Origin of the sequence: Nocardiopsis sp. MT53 (genome assembly GCF_019598965.1) — a bacterium.
Classification (GTDB): domain Bacteria; phylum Actinomycetota; class Actinomycetes; order Streptosporangiales; family Streptosporangiaceae; genus Nocardiopsis; species Nocardiopsis changdeensis.
This window is the reverse complement of the sequence record NZ_CP080599.1, coordinates 33403-53589: the sequence shown is the minus strand read 5'-3', so window position 1 is coordinate 53589 and position 20187 is coordinate 33403. Positions and strand designations below refer to the sequence as shown.

17 protein-coding genes are annotated in these 20187 nt (G+C 72.0%); 11 read left to right on the top strand and 6 right to left on the bottom strand.

All coding sequences use genetic code 11. From position 1 onward, the window contains the following. The first annotated feature begins 65 nt into the window (after positions 1-65). From K1J57_RS00230 to K1J57_RS00220, 3 genes are all read left to right on the top strand, one after another. A complete protein-coding gene (locus tag K1J57_RS00230; protein ID WP_220562480.1) occupies positions 66-911 on the top strand; it encodes a hypothetical protein in 846 nt (281 codons plus the stop codon). Positions 912-3756: 2845 nt separating this feature from the next. After that, the gene (dnaE, locus tag K1J57_RS00225; RefSeq protein ID WP_220562479.1) at positions 3757-7320 is read left to right on the top strand and encodes a DNA polymerase III subunit alpha; all 3564 of its coding nucleotides are present in this window, start codon (positions 3757-3759) and stop codon (positions 7318-7320) included. A gap of 150 nt (positions 7321-7470) precedes the next feature. Next, entirely contained in the window at positions 7471-8280 is an 810-nt protein-coding gene (locus K1J57_RS00220; protein WP_220562478.1) for a PadR family transcriptional regulator, read from the top strand. 57 nt (positions 8281-8337) lie between these two features. Here K1J57_RS00220 and K1J57_RS00215 read toward each other — a convergent pair whose 3' ends face one another. Then, a complete protein-coding gene (locus K1J57_RS00215; protein WP_220562477.1) occupies positions 8338-8871 on the bottom strand; it encodes a DinB family protein in 534 nt (177 codons plus the stop codon). Between the two features lie 65 nt (positions 8872-8936). Then, the gene (locus K1J57_RS00210) at positions 8937-9476 is read right to left on the bottom strand and encodes a DinB family protein (RefSeq protein WP_220562476.1); all 540 of its coding nucleotides are present in this window, start codon (positions 9474-9476) and stop codon (positions 8937-8939) included. Positions 9477-9557: 81 nt separating this feature from the next. On the opposite strand from K1J57_RS00210, the gene K1J57_RS00205 reads away from it, so the two are divergent. Next, complete coding sequence (locus K1J57_RS00205; protein WP_220562475.1) at positions 9558-10196, top strand: hypothetical protein; 639 nt, start codon at positions 9558-9560, stop codon at positions 10194-10196. Between the two features lie 3 nt (positions 10197-10199). On the opposite strand, the gene K1J57_RS00200 is transcribed toward K1J57_RS00205, so the two are convergent. The 4 genes from K1J57_RS00200 to K1J57_RS00185 form a co-directional block, all read right to left on the bottom strand. Next, a complete protein-coding gene (locus tag K1J57_RS00200; protein WP_220562474.1) occupies positions 10200-12065 on the bottom strand; it encodes a long-chain fatty acid--CoA ligase in 1866 nt (621 codons plus the stop codon). Between the two features lie 128 nt (positions 12066-12193). Beyond that, the gene (gene ybaK, locus K1J57_RS00195) at positions 12194-12649 is read right to left on the bottom strand and encodes a Cys-tRNA(Pro) deacylase (protein ID WP_220565252.1); all 456 of its coding nucleotides are present in this window, start codon (positions 12647-12649) and stop codon (positions 12194-12196) included. Positions 12650-12801: 152 nt separating this feature from the next. Beyond that, the gene (locus K1J57_RS00190; protein ID WP_220562473.1) at positions 12802-13575 is read right to left on the bottom strand and encodes an LON peptidase substrate-binding domain-containing protein; all 774 of its coding nucleotides are present in this window, start codon (positions 13573-13575) and stop codon (positions 12802-12804) included. A gap of 266 nt (positions 13576-13841) precedes the next feature. Further along, complete coding sequence (locus K1J57_RS00185) at positions 13842-14402, bottom strand: ferritin (RefSeq protein ID WP_220562472.1); 561 nt, start codon at positions 14400-14402, stop codon at positions 13842-13844. Between the two features lie 258 nt (positions 14403-14660). Between K1J57_RS00185 and hisD the strand changes: the two genes are divergently transcribed. The 7 genes from hisD to hisF all read left to right on the top strand — a co-directional run bounded on the left by hisD (position 14661) and on the right by hisF (position 20164). Then, positions 14661-15956, top strand: coding sequence for a histidinol dehydrogenase (hisD, locus tag K1J57_RS00180; RefSeq protein ID WP_220562471.1), 1296 nt, complete (start codon positions 14661-14663; stop codon positions 15954-15956). Between the two features lie 98 nt (positions 15957-16054). Then, positions 16055-17152 carry a histidinol-phosphate transaminase gene (locus K1J57_RS00175; protein WP_220562470.1) on the top strand — a complete coding sequence of 366 codons (1098 nt, stop codon included), beginning with the start codon at positions 16055-16057 and terminating at the stop codon, positions 17150-17152. 30 nt (positions 17153-17182) lie between these two features. After that, positions 17183-17776, top strand: a complete 594-nt coding sequence (gene hisB, locus K1J57_RS00170; RefSeq protein ID WP_220562469.1) for an imidazoleglycerol-phosphate dehydratase HisB — start codon at positions 17183-17185, stop codon at positions 17774-17776. A gap of 2 nt (positions 17777-17778) precedes the next feature. Then, positions 17779-17937, top strand: coding sequence for a hypothetical protein (locus K1J57_RS00165; protein WP_220562468.1), 159 nt, complete (start codon positions 17779-17781; stop codon positions 17935-17937). 13 nt (positions 17938-17950) lie between these two features. After that, complete coding sequence (gene hisH / locus K1J57_RS00160) at positions 17951-18613, top strand: imidazole glycerol phosphate synthase subunit HisH (RefSeq protein WP_220562467.1); 663 nt, start codon at positions 17951-17953, stop codon at positions 18611-18613. Between the two features lie 31 nt (positions 18614-18644). Next, positions 18645-19394, top strand: coding sequence for a bifunctional 1-(5-phosphoribosyl)-5-((5-phosphoribosylamino)methylideneamino)imidazole-4-carboxamide isomerase/phosphoribosylanthranilate isomerase PriA (gene priA, locus K1J57_RS00155; protein ID WP_220562466.1), 750 nt, complete (start codon positions 18645-18647; stop codon positions 19392-19394). Beyond that, positions 19391-20164: an imidazole glycerol phosphate synthase subunit HisF gene (gene hisF / locus K1J57_RS00150; RefSeq protein ID WP_220562465.1), complete on the top strand. Its 774-nt coding sequence runs from the start codon at positions 19391-19393 to the stop codon at positions 20162-20164. The genes priA and hisF overlap by 4 nt, the downstream gene beginning before the upstream one ends. Positions 20165-20187 lie beyond the last annotated feature (23 nt).

Below are 20187 nucleotides of genomic sequence, written 5' to 3'. Positions count from 1 at the left end.
CCGCCCATTCTCCCAACCGGAAAAGCCCTTGCGCGGATCCGGCCGCCCCCGCTTTCCTCGAGGGCATGCCCGAACCCAACCTGCCCTTCCGCTGGGACGTGGAACACGACCGCCTCGGCTCCCTCGTCGAGCCCGCGGACCCCGAGCGGTCCTATGTCGAGGCCCTCACCGAGTGCGCCGCCAAGGTGCTGGCCCGCGGCGGCGACCGCGACCTGTACTTCGTCGGGCGCTCCCCGGACAGCGTGTACGACCTGCTGCGGGGCGTCCTGGCCGACACCGGGCACCGCGACCGCGTGCACCGGCTGCCGCTGTCCCTGTACGGGTACGACGGCCAGGGCCTGAGCCGGGCCGAACAGGCCCAGCTGCGCGCCAACCTCACCGCCCAGGGCGTCACCCCGGGGCGGCTGGCGGGCGGCGGGCGCGCGGTCGTGTTCTGCGACCTGGTCTCCCACGGGAGCACCTTCGAGAACCTGCACCGCGAGCTGCGCTCGTGGATCGGCGACGACGGCGCCGACTGGAACCGCATCCGTGGACGCATCGGCTACCTGGGCATCGTCATGCGCGGCAAGACCAGCCCCAACACCTGGCGCTGGCAGCAGCACGCGCCGTGGGTGGGGGAGCTGCCGCCGCGCGCGGTGCGCAACGTGTCGGTGCCCGGATGGCTGTGGGGCTACCTGGGCAACTTCCAGCCCAAGACGGAGCCGTCGTTCCGCCGCGCCCGCTGGGCCGACCCGGAGGTCGCCCGCCCGCGCCACGACGAGAGGACCCGGGCCGCCCTGTCGGGGGCGGTGGCGCTGTTCGAGCGCGCCCGCACGCCGGAGGTCCGCGCCGCGTTCCGCGCGGTCCTGACGGCGGAGCCCACTTTTCGGGAGCCGTGGCTGCGGACCCTCGCGCACGACATCCGTTCTTGAAGGGGGGCGGTGGGCGGCCACAGCCGGAGGAGGGCGCAGCACCTGCGCCGCCGGGGGTCTCCCACCCCGCAGGGAGCCTCGGCCACAGCCGGAGGGGGACGGCCTCCTCCGGCGCAGGTGCTCGTGTCCCGGCCGAGGGGTGCCCTTATGCCCTTTCAACGCTGTGGTCGGTGGCGGGTGTGTCTGTCAGGGGCCGAGGCACTACCGGAGGGCGCATCATCTCCTTCGACCCCAGGGGGTGGGGGTGGACACACCCTCCGCCCCGGACACACGGGGGTGAGGGCCGCGCATGCCTGCGGGGTCCGGCCTCAGGGGGTCGTCCGCCCGACTGGGAACCTCGGCCACAGCCGGAGGGCGTCGCTGGGCCCTCACCGCAGGGGGTGAAGGCCGCGGGTGGCTTCCCGCCCCGAACACAGGGGGTGAGGGCCGCGCGTACCTGCGAGTCCCGGACACAGGGGGTTGTCCGCCCGACTGGGAACCTCGGCCACAGCCGGAGGGCATCGCTGGGCCTCCGCCGTAGGGGGTGAGGGCCGCGCGTACCTGCGGGCCCGGCCGCAGGGGGTGTCCGCCCGCCTGGAAACCTCGGCCATAGCCGGAGGGCGTCGCAGGGCCTCTGCCGCAGGGGGTTTCTCACCCGACCGGGATCTCCGCCACAGCCGTGTCAGGCCAGTGGGGCCCCTGACCCCAGGGGGTCTTTGCCGAGGTAGTTGTAGGTTTCCAAAAGGCTGGCCGCTTGGGGTGGGCGGTCCGCGCCGGGTGGGCCCGGCCCCGGCCGCAGTCGGTGTCCGGCAGACCGGCAGGCGGGTGCGTTGGGCGCGCGTGGTGGGTGGTGGGGGTGTGTATGCCGGAGCCGGGTGCACGCGGAGCGCGCACACCCGCACCGCTTGGAAAGGTTGTGGGCGCCGGCGGTGGTGCGGGGGCTCCACGCTGTTGCCTACTCCCGCGGATGACCGCGGTACGGATGGGAGCGGGGGTGAAAGCCGCACGCACCCGCGGCCTCAGCCTCAGACCGGGCACAGGATCGCGCACCTCAGCTCTGGGGGGTGAAAGCCGCACGCACCCGGAACCTCAGCCTCAGACCGGGCACAGGACCGCGCACCTCAGCTCTGGGGGGTGAAAGCCGCGCGTGCCCACAGCCCCGAGCCCCGGGGGGTGTGGGGAGGAAGGACCGCAACCCCCGCCTCAGGGGGTTTTGCCGCGCGTGCCCACAGCCCCGAGCCCCGGGGGGTGTGGGGAGGAAGGACCGCAACCCCCGCCTCAGGGGGTTTTGCCGCGCGCACCCGCAGCCCCGAGCCCCAGGGGGTGTGGGGAGGCATGACCGCGACCCCCGCCTCAGGGGGTTTTGCCGCACGTACCCACAACCCCGGTCACAGCCCGGGCACCGGATCGCAACCTCTACCCCAGGGGGTGTGAGTAGGAGGAACCGCGACCCCCCGCCTCAGGGGGTGAAAGCTGTACGTACCCGCAACCTCGGACCCAGGCCGGAGGAAGAACCGCGACCCCGGCCACGGCGGGGTGAAGGTGCGTGGTCTCTCCTTCGGACCTGGGTGGGGGTCGCGGACACGTGCACGTTCCACCCCCTGCGGCGGGGGCGCAATCCTTCCTCCCCAGCCCCCCTCTGGCTGATGCCGCGGGTACCCGCGGCCTTCACCCCCAGGGCTGAGGCGCGCGGTTCTTCTTCCCCCTACCCCCTGGGGCTCGGGGCTGTGGGTATGCGCGGCCTTCGCCCCCCGGGCTGAGGTACGCGGTCCTGTTTCCGATCTGGGGCTGGGGTTGCGGGTACGTGCGGCAACACCCCCTGGGGCGGGGGTTACGGTCCTTCCTTCCCACACCCCCTGTGCCTTGGGAGCAGCGGGTGCGCGCGGCTTTCACCCCCGGCACTGACCGGTACCGCGGTCACGCGCGGGAGTAGGCAACAGCGTGGAGCGCCCTCACCGCCGCCGGCGCCCACAACCTTTCCAAGCGGTGCGGGTGTGCGCGCTCCGCGTGCACCCGGCTCCGGCATACACACCCCCACCACCCCGGACGGGAGCCCAACGCACCCGCCTGGCGGTCTGCCGGACACCGACTGCGGCCGGGGCCGGGCCCACCCGGCGCGGACCGCCCAACCCAAGCGGCCGGCCTCTTGGAAACCTACAACTACCTCGGCGAAGACCCCCTGGGGCCGGGCACCCCACTGGCCTGACACGGCTATGGCGGAGGTTCCGGTCGGGTGAGAAACCCCCTGGGGCAGAGGTGCTGCGACGCCTTCCGGCTGTGGCGGAGGTCCCGGTCGGGTGGGGAACCCCCTGCGGCGGAGGCCCTGCGACGCCCCCGGCTATGGCCGACCCCGGGCGGGGAACCCCCGGGGCGGAGGAGGTGCGATGCCCTCCGGCTGTGGCTGAGGGGCCCAGTCGGGTGGGGAACCCCCTGCGGCGGAGGTGGCGGTTCGCTTCCCGGCTGTGGCCGAGGTTCCCAGTCGGGCGAACAACCCCCTCGGGTCGGGCCCCGCAGGCATGCGCGGCCCTCGCCCCCATGTGTCCTGGGCGGAGGGTGTGTCCACCCCCACCTCGGGGTCGAAGGAGATGATGCGCCCTCCGGTGGTGCCTCGGCCCCCGACAGACACACCCGCCACCCACCACAGCGTTGAAAGGGCATGGGTGGTCGAAAGGGCACGGGTCCCCCTCAGGCCGATGTCAGAGGGCCGGGAGGGCGGGGCGGTTCGCCAGGGGAGAGGGGTGTTCTCCCCCACCCCCGCCGCCGAGCGGGCCCGTGGTTCGGGCCGGGCGGGCACCGAACGTCATGGGGAAGTCGTAGGCTCAGGAGACACCACCCGTCCGTCCACCCACTGGGGAGCACTCCACCCATGGCAGACTCCTTCGTCCACCTGCATGTCCACACCGAGTACTCCATGCTCGACGGTGCGGCCAAGCTCAAGCCCCTCTTCAAGGAGGCGGGGAGACTGGGCATGCCGGCGGTCGCGATGACCGACCACGGCAACATGTTCGGGGCGTACGAGTTCTACCAGCAGTCCAAGGGCTCGGGGGTCAAGCCGATCATCGGCATCGAGGCCTACGTGGCGCCCGAGTCGCGCTTCCACAAGAAGCGGGTGTTCTGGGGGCGGGCGAGCGGTTCGGACGACACCGCGACGGAAGGCGCCAAGGACATCTCCGGAGGCGGTCGCTTCCTCCACATGACGATGCTGGCCCGTAACGCCGCCGGGCTGCGGAACCTCTTCAAGATGTCCTCTCTCGCGTCCTTCGAGGGGTACTACACCAAGCCCCGCATGGACCTGGACCTGATGTCGGAGAACAGCGAGGGGATCATCGTCTCCACCGGCTGCCCCTCCGGCGGTGTGCAGACCCGGCTCCGGCTGGGCCAGGAGAAGGAGGCGATCGAGTACGCCGCCAAGCTCCAGGACATCTTCGGCAGGGAGAACGTCTTCCTGGAGCTGATGGACCACGGCGTGCCCATCGAGAAGGAGGTCCGCGACGGCCTCCTCAAGGTCGGCCGGGAGCTCAAGATCCCGCCCCTGGTCACCAACGACTCCCACTACGTGTACGAGTCCCAGGCCGACGCCCACGACGCGCTGCTGGCGGTGGGCGTGGGCAAGAACCTGGACGACCCCACCCGGTTCCGGTTCAACGGCTCGGGCTACTACCTCAAGACCGCCGACGAGATGCGCGGCCTGCTCACCTTCGACGAGTGGCAGGAGGGGTGCAGGAACACCCTGCTGATCGCCGAGCGCGTCGACCCCGACGCCTACGACGAGGTCTTCGCCCACCGCGACCTGATGCCGGTCTTCCCCGTCCCCGAGGGGGAGACCCAGTCCTCCTGGCTGGCCAAGGAGGTCGAGCGGCTGCTGCCGACCCGCTACCCGGACGGCGCCGGCGCCGAGGTCCGCCAGCGGGTGGAGTTCGAGCTGGGCATCATCAACGAGATGGGCTTCCCCGCCTACTTCCTGGTGGTCGCCGACATCTGCCAGTACGCCCGCAAGGAGGGCATCGCGCTGGGCCCCGGCCGCGGCTCGGCGGCGGGTTCGATGATCGCCTACATCCTGGGCATCACCGACCTGGACCCCCTGGAGCACGGGCTGCTGTTCGAGCGGTTCCTCAACCCCGAGCGCGTGTCCATGCCCGATGTCGACCTCGACTTCGACGAGCGCCGACGCGGCGAGATGATCGAGTACGTCACCCGCCTGTACGGCGCCGAGCGGGTCGCCCAGATCCTCACCTTCGGCACCATCAAGGCCAAGGCCGCCGTGAAGGACTCCACCCGCATCCTGGGCATGCCCTACTCGGTCGGGGACCAGATCACGAAGGCGTTCCCCGCGGCCGTGGGCGGCAAGGAGATCCCGCTCGACGCCGTGTTCAACCCCGAGCACGAGCGGTACCCCGAGACCACCGAGCTGCGCAACCTGGTGGACAACGACCCCCAGGTCGCCAAGGTCATGGAGACCGCGCGCGGTATCGAGGGCCTGACCCGCGGCACCGGTGTGCACGCGGCGGGCGTCATCCTGTCCAAGGAGCCCCTGCTCGACGTCATCCCGCTGCACATGCGCGACGCCGACGGGGCCATCATCACCGGCTTCCCCTACCCTCAGTGCGAGGAGATGGGGCTGCTCAAGATGGACTTCCTGGGCCTGCGCAACCTCACGATCATGGACGACGCGGTCAAGTCCATCAAGGAGGCCGAGGGGATCGACATCGACCTCTCCAAGCTCCCCCTGGACGACAAGAAGACCTACCAGCTGCTCGCGCGCGGCGACACCCTGGGCGTGTTCCAGCTGGACGGCGGCGCCATGCGCAACCTCCTCAAGCGGATGCAGCCGAAGAAGTTCGGCGACATCGCCGCCGTCAACGCCCTGTACCGGCCCGGTCCGATGGCGGCCAACGCCCACAACGACTACGCCGACCGATCGAACGGCCGCCAGGAGATCACCCCGATCCACCCGGAGCTCAAGGACGCCCTGGAGCCGATCCTCGCCGAGACCTTCCACCTGATCGTGTATCAGGAGCAGATCATGGCCATCGCCCAGCAGCTGGCCGGGTACACGCTGGGCGGAGCCGACCTGATGCGCCGCGCGATGGGCAAGAAGAAGAAGGAGGCCCTTGAGGAGGAGGAGGCCAAGTTCTTCCCCGGCGCCATGGAGCGCGGCTTCTCCAAGGAGGCCATCCAGACGCTCTGGGACGTCATGCTCCCGTTCTCGGGCTACGCGTTCAACAAGTCGCACGCCGCCGGCTACGCCCTGGTCTCCTACTGGACCGCCTACCTCAAGGCCAACCACCCCGCCGCGTACATGGCCGCGCTGCTGACCTCGGTCAGCGACGACAAGGACAAGATGGCGGTCTACCTCGCCGAGTGCCGCGCCCAGGGCATCAAGGTGCTCCCGCCGGACGTCAACGAGTCCGGTCTGCGCTTCACCCCCGTGGGCAAGGACATCCGCTTCGGCATGGGCGCGGTCCGCAACGTGGGCGCCAACGTCGTCAACTCGATCATCAAGAGCCGCACGGAGAAGGGCAAGTACACGTCCTTCACCGATTTCCTGTCCAAGATCGAGCTGGCCGCCTGCAACAAGCGCGTCATCGAGTCCCTGATCAAGGCGGGCGCCTTCGACTCCCTGGGCCAGCCCCGCCGTGAGCTGTACCGCCACCACGAGGTCGCGGTCGACGGCATGATCAGCTCCAAGAAGCAGGAGGCCCACGGCCAGTTCGACCTGTTCGGCGGCGCTGAGGAGGGCGGCGACTCCACCCCGATCGGGCTGAACATCCAGTGGGGCGACGAGGAGTGGGACCGCAAGACCAAGCTCGCCTTCGAGCGCGAGATGCTGGGCCTGTACGTGTCCAGCCACCCGCTGGCCGGGGCCGAGCGGGTGCTGGCCCGCTCCCGGGACACCTCCATCGCCCAGATCGTCGCCGGGGAGATGAGCCGCGAGCGCAACGAGCTGCGCATCGCCGGGCTGATCTCCAAGGTGGAGAAGCGGGTGAACAAGGCGGGCAACCAGTGGGCGATCGCCACCGTGGAGGACCTGGACGCCTCCATGGAGGTGCTGTTCTTCCCCAAGACCTTCCCGCTGTACGTGGACGCCCTCATCGAGGACACCGCGGTGACGGTCAAGGGCCGCCTCAACGACCGGGACGGCACCTGGTCGATGTTCGCCTCGGAGCTGTCCATCCTGGACATCTCGCACATCACCGAGGGCGAGCCGCCGGTGCTGCTGACGGTGGACGAGAAGCGGCTGACCCCTGAGCTGGTCGACGAGCTGCGCCAGGTGCTGAGCACGCACAAGGGGGACACCCCGGTGCGCATCCGGGTGGACAACCCGGTCCGTTCCAAGGTCTTCGCGGTGGACCGCTACTCGGTGCGGATCTCCCCGGAGTTCAACGGTGAGATGAAGAGCCTGCTGGGGGCGTACGCGGTCGACTACTAGCCGCCGCCCGACCCGTGTCCCCGTGCGCCGCCGACCGGCGCACGGGGATTTTTCGTGTCCGGGACTTGCCGAAGCGAAGTTAGCGATATATCTTTGAGCTATCAGAACAGAGTATGACAGTCGCTCTGTATCGACACTGAGGAGAACACCATGACCGCCATGGCACTTCCCGGTCCCTGGGACTGGAACGACGACAGCGCCGACGGCCCGCACGGCCCCCGGTCCCGCCGCTTCGCCGAGGGGCGGCGCGGCGGGCGCCGCCGGGACCACCACCACGGAGGCGGACCCCACGCCGGGTTCGGCCCGGTGGTGCCACCCGGGCCCCCCGCACCGCCCGTACCGCCGGGAGGCCCCGGCGGCTGGGGGGCCGGGCCGTTCGGGCCGGGGGGACCGTTCGGTCCCGGCGGGCCCTTCGGCGGGTTCGGGCCGCACGGCCCCGGCGGGGGGCACCGGCGGGGCGGCCCCCGCGCCCGGAGGGGCGACGTGCGCACCGGCATCCTGATGCTGCTGGCCGAGGAGCCGCGCAGCGGCTACGAGATCATCCGGGAGGGCCGCGAGCGCAGCGGCGGGGCCTGGCGCCCCAGCCCCGGCTCCATCTACCCGATGCTCCAGCAGCTGGAGGACGAGGGGCTCATCGTCCAGGAGGAGGGCGAGGGCCGCCGCCGCCCCTACCGGCTCACCGAGGAGGGCATCGACCACCTCGAGGAGCACGGCGCCGACCTGACCCCGCCGTGGGAGGCCGCCGCCGACGCCTACGCCGACGACCGCTCCCGCTACGAGGAGATCGGCGCCCTGGCCGCCCAGCTCGGCGCCGCCGCCTTCCAGGTCGCCCAGGCCGGCACCCCCGAGCAGGTGGACCGCGCCAAGCGGCTGCTGGCCGAGAGCAAGCGCGGCCTGTACCGCATCCTCGCCGAGGACGAGCCGGAGTCCGACGACGGGTACGACCCCGGACAGGACTGACCCCGGACACGGCGACGGGGCCCGCCGCGGATCGGCGGGCCCCGTCGGTCGTCGCTGCTACTCCCCGGTGGTGCCGTCGGCGAGTTCGCGCAGGATGTCCAGGTGCCCGTTGTGCCGGGCGGTCTCCTCGATCATGTGCACCAGCACCCAGCGCAGCGTCGTGGCGTCCTCGCCCTCGCGGCGGCGCACGGCCACGGTGTCCAGATCCAGCTCCGCGGTGATCTCCCGGGAGCGCTCGCACTGCGCCTCGTACTCTTCGAGCAGCGTCCCCAGCGGCACCTCGTTGCCGCGCCGCCACTCGCCGTCCGGGTCCTCGGGGGTCGCGTACCCGCGCTCGGGCAGCCCCAGCAGGATCCACTCGAACCAGGCGTGCTCCACCCAGCGCAGGTGGGACACGATCGCGCCCACGCTCATCAGCGGAGAGGTGGGCAGCGGGGTGGCCGTCGCGTGTTCGGCGGCGATCCCCGCGCACTTGGCGTGGACCGTGGCGCGGTGCCGGTCCAGCCAGGTGGTGAGCATGGTGCGCTCGTCGGCGTCCGTCGGCGGGTCGACGCGTTCGGGCGCGGCCGGGAGGGTGATGTGTTCCGTCATCTCCCCATCATGGCGGTCACCGCCGACGGTCTTCACGTCCTTTTCCGCTCCCGCGCGCGCCGTCCTCACTCCCCGGTGGTGCCGTCGGCGAGTTCGCGCAGGACGTCCAGGTGCCCGTTGTGCCGGGCGGTCTCCTCGATCATGTGCACCAGCACCCAGCGCAGGGTGGTCCGCCCCCGGGATTTCAGGACCTTGCGGGAGGACGTCCCGAGTTCGAGTTTGGCGGTGATCTCCCGCGACCGGGCGCACTGGGCCTCGTACTCCTCCAGCAGCACCCCGAGGGGGAGCCCGGCCCCCAGGCGCCACTCGGCGTCGGGGTCCTGTGCGCTGTAGGGGGCCAGGTCCGGCTGGTCCAACATCACGGTCTCGAACCAGAACGCCTCCACCCATCGCAGATGGGACACCACACCGCCCACGGTCATCAGCGGCGAGGTCGGCAGCGGCGCGGCCGAGGACAGGGACGGGTCCAGCCCCGCGCACTTGGCGTGGACGGTGGCGCGGTGCCAGTCCAGCCAGGAGGTGAGCATGGTGCGCTCGTCGGCCGCCATCGGGGGGTCGACACGGGCGGTCAGGGGCAGGTGAAGAGTGCTGTTCTTGTCGCTCATGCCGGTATTCTCCGTTCCGGTCATGCCGCCGAGCCACTGGTTTTCCGTGGTGAGGGCACGAGGGCGAGGAGAAGACCGCAGATGGACGACCGGAACGGCGCGGACGCGCCGCGCGGGCCGCGACCGCTGATCGTGGGCGCATGGGTGTTCGGCGCGCTGGCCGCCGCCGGCGCGCTGCTCGGTCCCGTCTGGTGGCTCCTGGCCCCGGACCGGGCCGAGGGCACGGCCCTGGGAGAGGGGGAGGTCTTCACCGGCACCAGTGAGGCCCTGTTCGCGGGGGAGGGGACCTTCGTCCTGGTCACCGCGCTGGCGGGGCTGCTCAGCGGCTACGCCGTCTACATGGTGCAGTTCCCCCTGGCCCGCAGGCGCCCCCGCGACCTGCGCCTGTGGTGCCTGCTGGCGGGTTTCCTCGGCTCCGCGGCGGGGACCCTGCTGACCTGGCGGATCGGCATGCTGCTGGACACGCCCCTGCACACGGCGCTGGCGCGGGCGCAGGCCGGGGACGAGGTCACCGTGGGCCTGCACCTGGACGCCACGGCGTTCCTGGTCGCCTGGCCCTTCGTCTTCGTGCTCCAGTACGCCCTGCTCGACCTGATCAGCATGGTCCGCCGGGACCTGCCGGGCGTGCCCCGGCGCGCCCGGGCCGCCGCGGCCTCCCCCGACACGCCGTGGTCCGGCCCCTCCCCGGTGGGCGAGGGGCCGGACCCGCTGGCGCGCTGACCGTCAGACGGCCCGGGCGCCGTCCTCGTACATACCGTCCAGGATGTCCTGGTACTTGGTCTCCACCGCACGGCGCCGCATCTTCAGGCTCGGCGTGATCTCGCCGCCCTCCACGGTCAGGTCGTTGGGCAGGATCGAGAACTTCTTGACGGTCTCGTGCCGGGGCAGGTCCCGGTTGAGCTCGTCGACGGCCTCCTGGACCATCGCGCGCACCTTCGGCTCCCGGGTGAGGGCGGTGTAGTCGAGGCCGCCCAGGCCGTTCTCCCGGGCCCAGGCCGTGACGGCCTCGGGGTCCAGCGCGACCAGCGCCACGCAGTAGGGCCGGCGGTCGCCGTGCACCACCAGGTTGCTGACGTAGGGGCACAGCGCCTTGAACCGGCTCTCCAGGTGCTGCGGCGCCACGTACTTGCCGTTGGAGGTCTTGATGAGCTCCTTCTTGCGATCGGTGATGCGGAGCCTGCCGTCCTCCAGGACGCCGATGTCGCCGGTGGCGAACCAGCCGTCCCGGTCGATGGCCTCCTCGGTGGCGCCCGACAGGTTGTGGTAGCCGCGCATGACGCCGCCGCCGCGCAGCAGGATCTCGCCGTCCTCGGCGATCTTCACCTCGGTCCCGGGCATCGGCATGCCCACCGTCCCGAACCTGATGCCGCCGGGCCGGTTGAGGAAGGATCCCGCGCTGGTCTCGGTGAGCCCGTAGCCCTCCAGGATGACGATCCCGGCGCCGTAGAAGAACCGGCCGATCTCGGGGGCCAGCGGGGCGCTGCCGGAGATGAAGAACTTCAGCCGGTCGCCGAAGCGGGCGCGCAGCTTGGAGAAGACGAGCCGGTCGGCCACCCTGTGCTGCAGGGCCAGGGCCCCGGCGGGCTCCCTGCCCTCCTCCCTGAGCCGGGCCACCCGGTCGCCCACGCCCACGGCCCACTTGAAGATGCGGTACTTGGCGGCGCCGCCCTCCTTGGCCTGCATGACGACACGGTTGTACACCTTCTCGAAGATGCGGGGGGCGGCGGCCATGAAGGTCGGCCGGACGACGGAGAGGTTGTCGACGATCTTGTCGACCCGCCCGTCCACGGCGGTGGCGAACCCCACCTGCAACTGGTTGACCTGCATCAGCTTGCCGAACACGTGGGACAGCGGCAGCCACAGGTACTGCACGTCGTCGGGGCCGAGCAGCTCCCAGCCCTGGCCGCGCAGCTCCGTGTCCAGGTCCTGGAGCGCCTTGGCCTCGTACAGCCAGTTGGCGTGGTCCAGCCGCACGCCCTTGGGGCGGCCGGTGCTGCCGGAGGTGTAGATGAGGGTGGCGATGTGGTCGGGTGCCACCGCCTTGACGAGCTCGTCGAACAGCTCGGGCCGCTCCCCGTGCAGCGCGGCGCCCAGGGCGGCCAGCTCGTCCAGGGTGATGACCCAGCCGTCGTGGCCGCCCTCGCCGTCGAAGACGACGACCTTGGACACGCCGGGGATCTGCGCCCGCTGGTCCACCAGCTTGGCGACCTGGTCGGCGTTCTCGGCGAAGACCAGCATGCTGCCGGAGTCGGAGATGATGTACGCCGAGTCGGCGGCGGTGGAGGAGGGGTAGACGGTGGTGGAGGCGCCGCCCGCGCACAGGATCGCCAGGTCGGCCAGGATCCACTCGATCCTGGTGGAGGAGGCGATGGCGCAGCGCGCCTGCGGGGTGACCCCGAGGGAGTGCAGGCCCAGGGCGAGGTCGCGGACCCGGTCGCGGGTCCGCGACCAGGTCAGGGCCTCCCAGGTCTCGGGAGCACCGGTGCTGTTGGGAACGGGGTAGGTGAACGCCGTCGCGTCGCCGCTCTCGGCCACACGGGAGACGAACATGTCCGGAACCGACGAGAAGGGGGATGAAGTGTTACCCATGTCACAAAGCTACCCTCGGGTAGTAGGGGCGGCAACAGCCGATGTCCCCTTGTGGCAGGGTATGCGCGGTTTCATTCCCGATCGCCCCGATCGGTTCACCGCCCCGTTCCCGGCCGCCGTTGCGCCGCTCAGTCGGCGCCGATGGGGGCGACGACCGCCTCGGTGAGCGTGATGAGGTCGGCGGGCGCCAGTTCCATCTGGAGTCCGCGCCGCCCCGCCGACACGTAGACCGTCCGCTGCCCGCGCGCCGACGCGTCGACGACGGTGCGCAGCCGCTTGCGCTGCCCCAGCGGGCTGATCCCGCCGCGCACGTACCCGGTGGCCTTCTCCGCCTTGGCCGGGTCGGCCATCACGGCCTTCTTGCCGCCCACGGCGGCCGCCAGCGCCTTGAGGTCCAGTGAGGTGCTCACCGGCACCACCCCCACCGTCAGGACCCCGTCCACCTCGGCCACCAGCGTCTTGAACACCTGCTCGTGGGGGATCCCGAGCGCGTCCGCGGCGTCCGTGCCGTAGGAGTGGCCGTCCCCGCCGGCCGCCTCGTACGGGTGCAGTGTGTAGGTGGTCTTGGTTCGTCCGGCCGCCACGGTGGCGGGTGTGGCCTTTCCGCTCATCGGTTCCCCGGTCCCTCGTCGAAGCGCGCCCGACCCCCGGGCGCCTGGTCTGTAGGGCAGGCTAACGAACCCGGAGCCCGCGGCGCCCGGACCGGGGGCGCGGGTCCGGTCCGCGTCCGCCGCCGTCAGTTGAAGGAGACCCCGTTGTTGAGGAACGGGCCGGCGGGCAGCGTGTTGAGGGTCGGCGTGTGCACGATGCGGTTCTCCCGGCGCAGGAACCGGGCCAGCACGGCCAGCCGGGTCGCCGCGTCCTCGGCCTCCAGCAGCCGCTGCTTCTCGGCCTGGTCGAGCACGACCGCCTCGGACAGCGCGTACGACAGCGGGACGGGGTCCTTGGGCGGGTCCACGAACGTCCCCGGGGTCAGCCCGGCCGCGGACAGCCGCTCCCGGTAGACCTCGAACAGCGCCCGCACCCGCTCGGCGTGCTCCTCGGCGTCGGGGCCGGCCGCCTCGGGCAGGAACGACACCGACGCGGTGGGGTAGACGTCGGCGGAGGAGGCGTCGACCTCCGACAGGTCGTCGACCGTGAACCGGGTGCCGCCCTCCACCACCAGGTCGTAGCGGCCGTCGTCGTAGGTGCGCACGTTGCGGACCAGCGCGGTGCAGCCGGTGGCGCTCACCCGGGGGAGCCGGACGTCGCCGCCCAGGGTGGGCGCCCCGACGGGGTTCTCGGCGGTCTGCGCGGAGGAGGTGGCCGCCACCTCGTGCCCCAGCTCGATCCACACCACCCCGAACCGCCGCGGCGAGCGGTCGCGCCCGGCGAGTTCACCGCGGGTGAGGGTGGGGCCGAGCAGTTCGGAGACCAGCCGCCGGTAACGCGGCTCGAAGACGTGCAGGGGGACGTTCACACCGGGGAACAGAACGGTGTTCAAGGGAAAGATCGGCAGAGCCTGGGCCATGGCCCCAGTATGCCTTTCGTCACGGCCGTTCGGGCTCGGACACCCGGCGGGGGCGCCCGGTCGGAACCGGGCGCCCCCGCGGCTGCCTGGGCTGTGCTTTTCGAAACCCGGCCGTACTCCGGCCCGCCCGACGAAGGGCCGAAGGTCCTCAACGGACGGCCTGCGGCCGCACGCTTCCCCCGAGGACCGCTCCTCTGGGCCTGGAGAACCCCGCCGGGCGCCTCACGAACCCCTGACGGCACAGGGGAACACCTGGAGAACAGGCCCTAGGAAACGGCGGGGCCGGCGGTGGCCGGAGCGCTCTGGCTGCCGTTGTCCTCGCTGGGCATGTCGCGGGCGACGAAGGTCTCCACGTCGAACAGATTCCCGTTGGAACGGTCCACCACGTTCAGGAGGGTGGACATCTTGGCGATCTCCTCCACCTGCTCCTGGATGAACCACTGCAGGAACTGCTCGCCGGTGTAGTCGTCCTCGTCGCGGGCGACCTTGGCCAGGCGCTGGAACTGGTCGGAGACCTCGCGCTCCTGGCGCAGGGCCAGGGCGACCAGGTCGCGCGGCGCGGCGAACTCGGTCTCGATCCCGTCCACGCCCTGGAGGGCGAAGTCGACGTCCCGGTCGATGAGGTAGCGCACCAGCATCATGGCGTGGTCGCGCTCCTCCAGGGACTGCTCGTAGAACACCCGGGCCAGCTGGGGCAGGTCGTGCGTGTCGAACCAGGCGGCGAGGGCCACGTACTGGTGGGAGGCCGTGAACTCGTGCCGCACCTGGTCGACGAGGAGACGGTGGAACTTGGAAAGGCCACTATCGCTGCTCTTGCTCGAAGTCATGCCCCTACAATAACCCATGCAAAGCCATTATTGGAAATCAGCGAAACGCCGAAGAATTCGTTAGGCAAGCCTTTCCAAGCCTTTCTTGGGTTCATTTAGGTAAGGTATGCCAAAGTAAGGCGGAACTTATTTCGCGTTTTCGTTCCCGCTGGTGGCGAATGCCCCGAAGGCGGAGACCCGCCCCATCGGTGCCGGTGTGGTGTCCACCATCCGGACGCCCGAGCCCACCCGTCGGGCATCGCCCCCTAGACTGGGGGCGTGATCAGTCGAATCGACCTCCGAGGCAGCCAGGACGACCCCCGCGACGCCCTTCCGCGCGCGGCCATGGACGTGGCGGACGCCGCCGAGCGCGTGCGCCCCCTGTGCGAGGACGTCCGCCATCGCGGTGTCGAGGCGCTGATCGAGCTCACCGAGCGCTTCGACGGGGTCCGGCTCACCGACATCCGCGTCCCCAAGGACGCGATCGACGCCGCCCTGGCCGGCCTCGACCCGGCCGTGCGCGCCGCGCTGGAGGAGTCCATCCGCCGCGCCCGCAAGGTCCACCGCGACCAGCGCCGCACCGACCACACCACCGAGGTCGTCCCCGGCGGCACCGTCACCGAGCGCTGGATCCCCGTCGACCGGGTCGGCCTCTACGTGCCGGGCGGCCGCGCCGTCTACCCGTCCAGCGTCGTCATGAACGTCGTCCCCGCCCAGGAGGCGGGCGTGCGCTCCCTGGCGGTCACCTCGCCGCCGCAGAAGGAGTTCGGCGGCCTGCCGCACCCCACCATCCTCGCCGCCTGCGCCCTGCTCGGCGTCGACGAGGTCTACGCCGTGGGCGGCGCCCAGGCCGTCGCCATGTTCGCCTACGGCGCCGGCGGGTGCGCCCGCACCGACATGGTCACCGGCCCCGGCAACATCTGGGTCGCCGCCGCCAAGCGCCTCCTCAAGGGGGTCATCGGCATCGACGCCGAGGCGGGCCCGACCGAGATCGCCGTCCTGGCCGACGCCACCGCCGATCCCGACCACGTCGCCGCCGACCTCGTCAGCCAGGCCGAGCACGACGTGGTGGCCGCCTCCGTCCTGGTGACCCCGGACGAGGCCCTGGCCGACGCCGTCGTCGACCGCCTGCGCGTCCGCGCCGCCGCCACCCGGCACGCCGACCGCGTCCGCGAGGCCCTGTCCGGGCCCCAGTCCGGCATCGTCCTGGTCGACGACCTCGACCACGGGCTCGACGTCGTCAACGCCTACGCCGCAGAACACCTGGAGGTCATGACCACCGACGCCGCCGCCGTCGCGGCCCGCGTGCGCAACGCCGGGGCGATCTTCGTCGGCGCCTACGCCCCGGTCTCCCTCGGCGACTACGCCGCGGGGTCCAACCACGTGCTGCCCACCGGCGGGTGCGCCTGCCACAGCGGCGGCCTGAGCGTGCAGACCTTCCTGCGCGGGGTGCACGTGGTCGAGTACGACCGCGACGCGCTGGCCGACGTCGCCCATCACGTCATCACCCTCGCCGAGGCCGAGGACCTGCCCGCCCACGGCGAGGCCGTCGCCGCGCGGTTCCCCACGGCCTAGCCGGAGCCGCGACCGACCGGACGGTGCGGCGCTCCGGACCCCGCCCGGGGCCGGCCCGCCTCCGCGGGCGCCGCGCGCCGCACCGACCACGACCGACCATGAGCGTGACACCCGTGAGCTTCACTCTGAACGACCTGCCCCTGCGCGACGACCTGCGCGGCCGCTCGCCCTACGGGGCCCCGCAGATCGACGTGCCGGTGGTCCTCAACACCAACGAGAACCCGCACCCGCCGTCGGAGCGGCTGGCCCGCGCCCTGGCCGACGCCGTCGCCGAGACCGCGGCGGGCCTGAACCGCTACCCCGACCGCGACGCCGTCCGGCTGCGCCACGGCCTGGCCGAGTACCTCGGCCACGGGCTGACCACCGCCAACGTGTGGGCGGCCAACGGCTCCAACGAGATCCTCCAGCAGATCCTCCAGGCCTTCGGCGGGCCCGGCCGCACCGCGATGGGCTTCGAGCCGTCCTACTCGATGCACCCCATCATCTCCCGCGGCACCGGCACCGCCTGGGCGGCGGTGCCCCGCACCGCCGACTTCCGGATCGACGTGGACGCCGCCCTGGCCGCCGTCGCCGAGCACGAGCCCAGCGTCATCTTCCTGACCTCGCCCAACAACCCCACCGGAACGGCCCTGCCGATCGCCGACATCGAGCGCATCGCCGCCGCCGCGCCGGGCGTGGTCGTCGTGGACGAGGCCTACGCCGAGTTCCGCCGGGAGGGCACCCCCAGCGCCCTGAGCCTGCTGGCCGACCACCCGCGCCTGATCGTCTCGCGCACCATGTCCAAGGCGTTCGCGCTGGCCGGGGCCCGCCTGGGCTACCTGGCCGCGCACCCCGCCGTGGTGGACGCCCTGCAGCTGGTCCGCCTGCCGTACCACCTGTCGGCCGTCACCCAGACCGTCGCCCTGGTCGCCCTGGACCACGCCGACGAGCTCCTGGGCGCCGTCGCCGACCTGCGCGCCGAACGCGACTCCCTGGTGGAGTGGCTGCGCGCCCACGGGTTCACCGTCGCCGACTCCGACGCCAACTTCGTCCTGTTCGGCGAGTTCGAGGACCGCACCGAGGTGTGGAAGGCCCTGCTCGACCACCAGGTCCTCATCCGCGAGGTCGGCCCGCCCGGCTGGCTGCGCGTCACCGTCGGCACCCCGCAGGAGATGACCGCCTTCCGCGACTCCCTGCTGCGCGTCACCGGACGCTGACCCGCCCCTTTCCCAACAGGAGGACCCACCATGAACCGCATCGGACGCGTGGAGCGCGCCACCAAGGAGACCAAGGTCCTGGTCGAGATCGACCTGGACGGCAGCGGCGTCGCCGACGTCTCCACGGGCGTCGGCTTCTTCGACCACATGCTGGACCAGCTCGCCAAGCACGGCCTGTTCGACCTGACCGTGCGCACCGAGGGCGACCTGCACATCGACTCCCACCACACCATGGAGGACACCGCGCTGGCCCTGGGCGCCGCCTTCCGCGAGGCCCTGGGCGACAAGGCCGGCATCCGCCGCTTCGCCGACGCCAAGGTGCCCCTGGACGAGGCCCTGGCCGAGGTGACCGTCGACGTGTCCGGCCGCCCCTACCTGGTGCACAGCGAGCCGGAGGGCATGGCGCCGACCATCGGCCGCGACTACGACACCACCATGACCCGGCACATCCTGGAGTCGTTCGTCGCCCAGGCCCGGGTCGCCCTGCACGTCCGGGTCCCCTACGGCCGCAACGCCCACCACATCGTCGAGTGCCAGTTCAAGGCGCTGGCGCGGGCGCTGCGCTTCGCCACGGAGAAGGACACCCGGGTCACCGGGATCCCCTCCACCAAGGGCGCCCTGTAGACATGGACGACCTGTGGGGCCTCGCCCTCATCGTGCTGGGCGGCTTCCTCGGCGGAGGCGCCTACGCCATGTGGAAGGCCAACAAACCCATCGCCGTCGCCCTGGCCGGGTGCACGGTGCTCGCCGTGGCCTCGGGCGTCCTGCGCCTGGGCTACTTCTAAGGGGAGGAACACCATGCCGCCACGCGTGGTCGTGTTCGACTACGGGTCGGGCAACCTGCGTTCGGCCCAACGCGCCATGGAGCGCACCGGGGCCGATGTCACCGTCACCTCCGACCCGAACGCCGCGCTGGACGCCGACGGCCTGGTCGTCCCGGGCGTGGGCGCCTTCAGCGCCTGCATGGCCGGGTTGAAGCAGGCGCACGGCGACCGCATCATCGGCCGCCGCCTGGCCGGGGGCCGCCCGGTCCTGGGCATCTGCGTGGGCATGCAGGTGCTGTTCGACAAGGGCGTGGAGCGCGCCGACCCGCAGGCCGAGGACCAGGTGACCCCGGGGTGCGGGGAGTGGCCCGGCACGGTGGAGCGCCTGGACGCGCCGATCCTGCCGCACATGGGCTGGAACACCGTCCGCGCCCCGCAGGACTCGCAGCTGTTCGCGGGCATCACGCCGCAGGACCGCTTCTACTTCGTGCACTCCTACGCGGTGCGCAAGTGGGAGCTCGCCTTCGACAACCCGCGCATGGCCCCGCCCCGGGTGACCTGGGCCGAGCACGGGGAGCCCTTCGTGGCGGCGGTCGAGAACGGGCCGCTGTGGGCCACCCAGTTCCACCCCGAGAAGTCCGGCGACACCGGTGCCCGCATCCTGGCCAACTGGGTCGCCATCCTCCCGCAGACGTAGTTTTCCGGACCGACGAGCACGAGAAGGCCCCATGACCGGCGAGACCAACCCGCCCGCACTCGAACTCCTGCCCGCCGTGGACGTGTCCGGCGGCCAGGCCGTCCAGCTCGTCCAGGGCAGGGCCGGGTCGGGCGGACAGTACGGCGACCCCTTCGCGGCCGCGCAGGCCTGGCAGGAGGCGGGCGCCGAATGGATCCACCTGGTGGACCTGGACGCCGCCTTCGGCCGCGGCCACAACCGCGACCTGCTGCGCGACATCGTGGACCGCCTCGACGTCAAGGTGGAGATGTCCGGTGGCATCCGCGACGACGCGTCGCTGGCCGCCGCACTGTCCACCGGCTGCACCCGCGTGAACATCGGCACCGCCGCCCTGGAGAACCCCGAGTGGTGCGCGAAGATCATCGCCGAGCACGGGGACAGGATCGCGATCGGCCTGGACGTGCGCGGCACCACCCTGGCCGCCCGCGGCTGGACCCGCGACGGCGGCGACCTCTTCGAGACCCTGGAGCGCCTGGAGTCGGAGGGGTGCGCCCGGTACGTCGTCACCGACGTCAACAAGGACGGCACCCTCAAGGGCCCCAACCTGGACCTGCTGCGCGCCGTGTGCGAGCGCACCGACAAGCCGGTGGTGGCCAGCGGCGGGGTGTCCAGCCTGGACGACCTGCGGGCCATCGCGGGCCTGGTGCCCCTGGGCGTGGAGGGCGCCATCATGGGCACCGCCCTGTACGAGGGCGCGTTCACCCTCCAGGACGCCCTGGCGACCGTGGCGGCGGAGCGATGAGCCTCGCGGTCCGTGTCATCCCCTGCCTGGACGTGGACGCCGGGCGGGTGGTCAAGGGCGTCAACTTCGAGAACCTGCGCGACGCGGGCGACCCGGTGGAACTGGCCGGGACCTACGACGCCGGGGGCGCCGACGAGCTGACCTTCCTGGACGTCACCGCCTCCAGCGGCGACCGGGAGACCACCTACGACGTGGTGCGCCGCACCGCCGACCAGGTGTTCATCCCGCTGACCGTGGGCGGCGGCGTGCGCACCACCGACGACGTGGACCGGCTGCTGCGGGCCGGCGCGGACAAGGTGGGCGTGAACACCGCCGCGATCGCCCGGCCGGAGCTGATCGGCGAGATCGCCGAGCGGTTCGGCCGCCAGGTGCTGGTGCTGTCCGCGGACGTGCGCCGAGTCCGCGGGGACGACGCGCCCACCCCGAGCGGGTTCGAGGTGACCACGCACGGGGGCCGCCGGGGGACCGGCATCGACGCCCTCCAGTGGTGCGAGCGCGCCGCCGAGCTGGGGGCGGGGGAGATCCTGCTCAACTCGATGGACGCCGACGGTACCAGGCAGGGCTTCGACCTGGAGCTGATCCGGGCGGTGCGGGCCCGGGTGGACGTCCCGCTGATCGCCTCGGGCGGCGCGGGCGCGGTGGAGCACTTCGCGCCCGCGGTCGAGGCGGGCGCCGACGCGGTGCTGGCCGCCACGGTCTTCCACTTCGGCGAGTTCACCATCGCCGACGTCAAGGAGAGCCTGCGCGCGGCGGGCCACTCCGTCCGCTGACCCGGCCCTCCCGAGGACCCGGC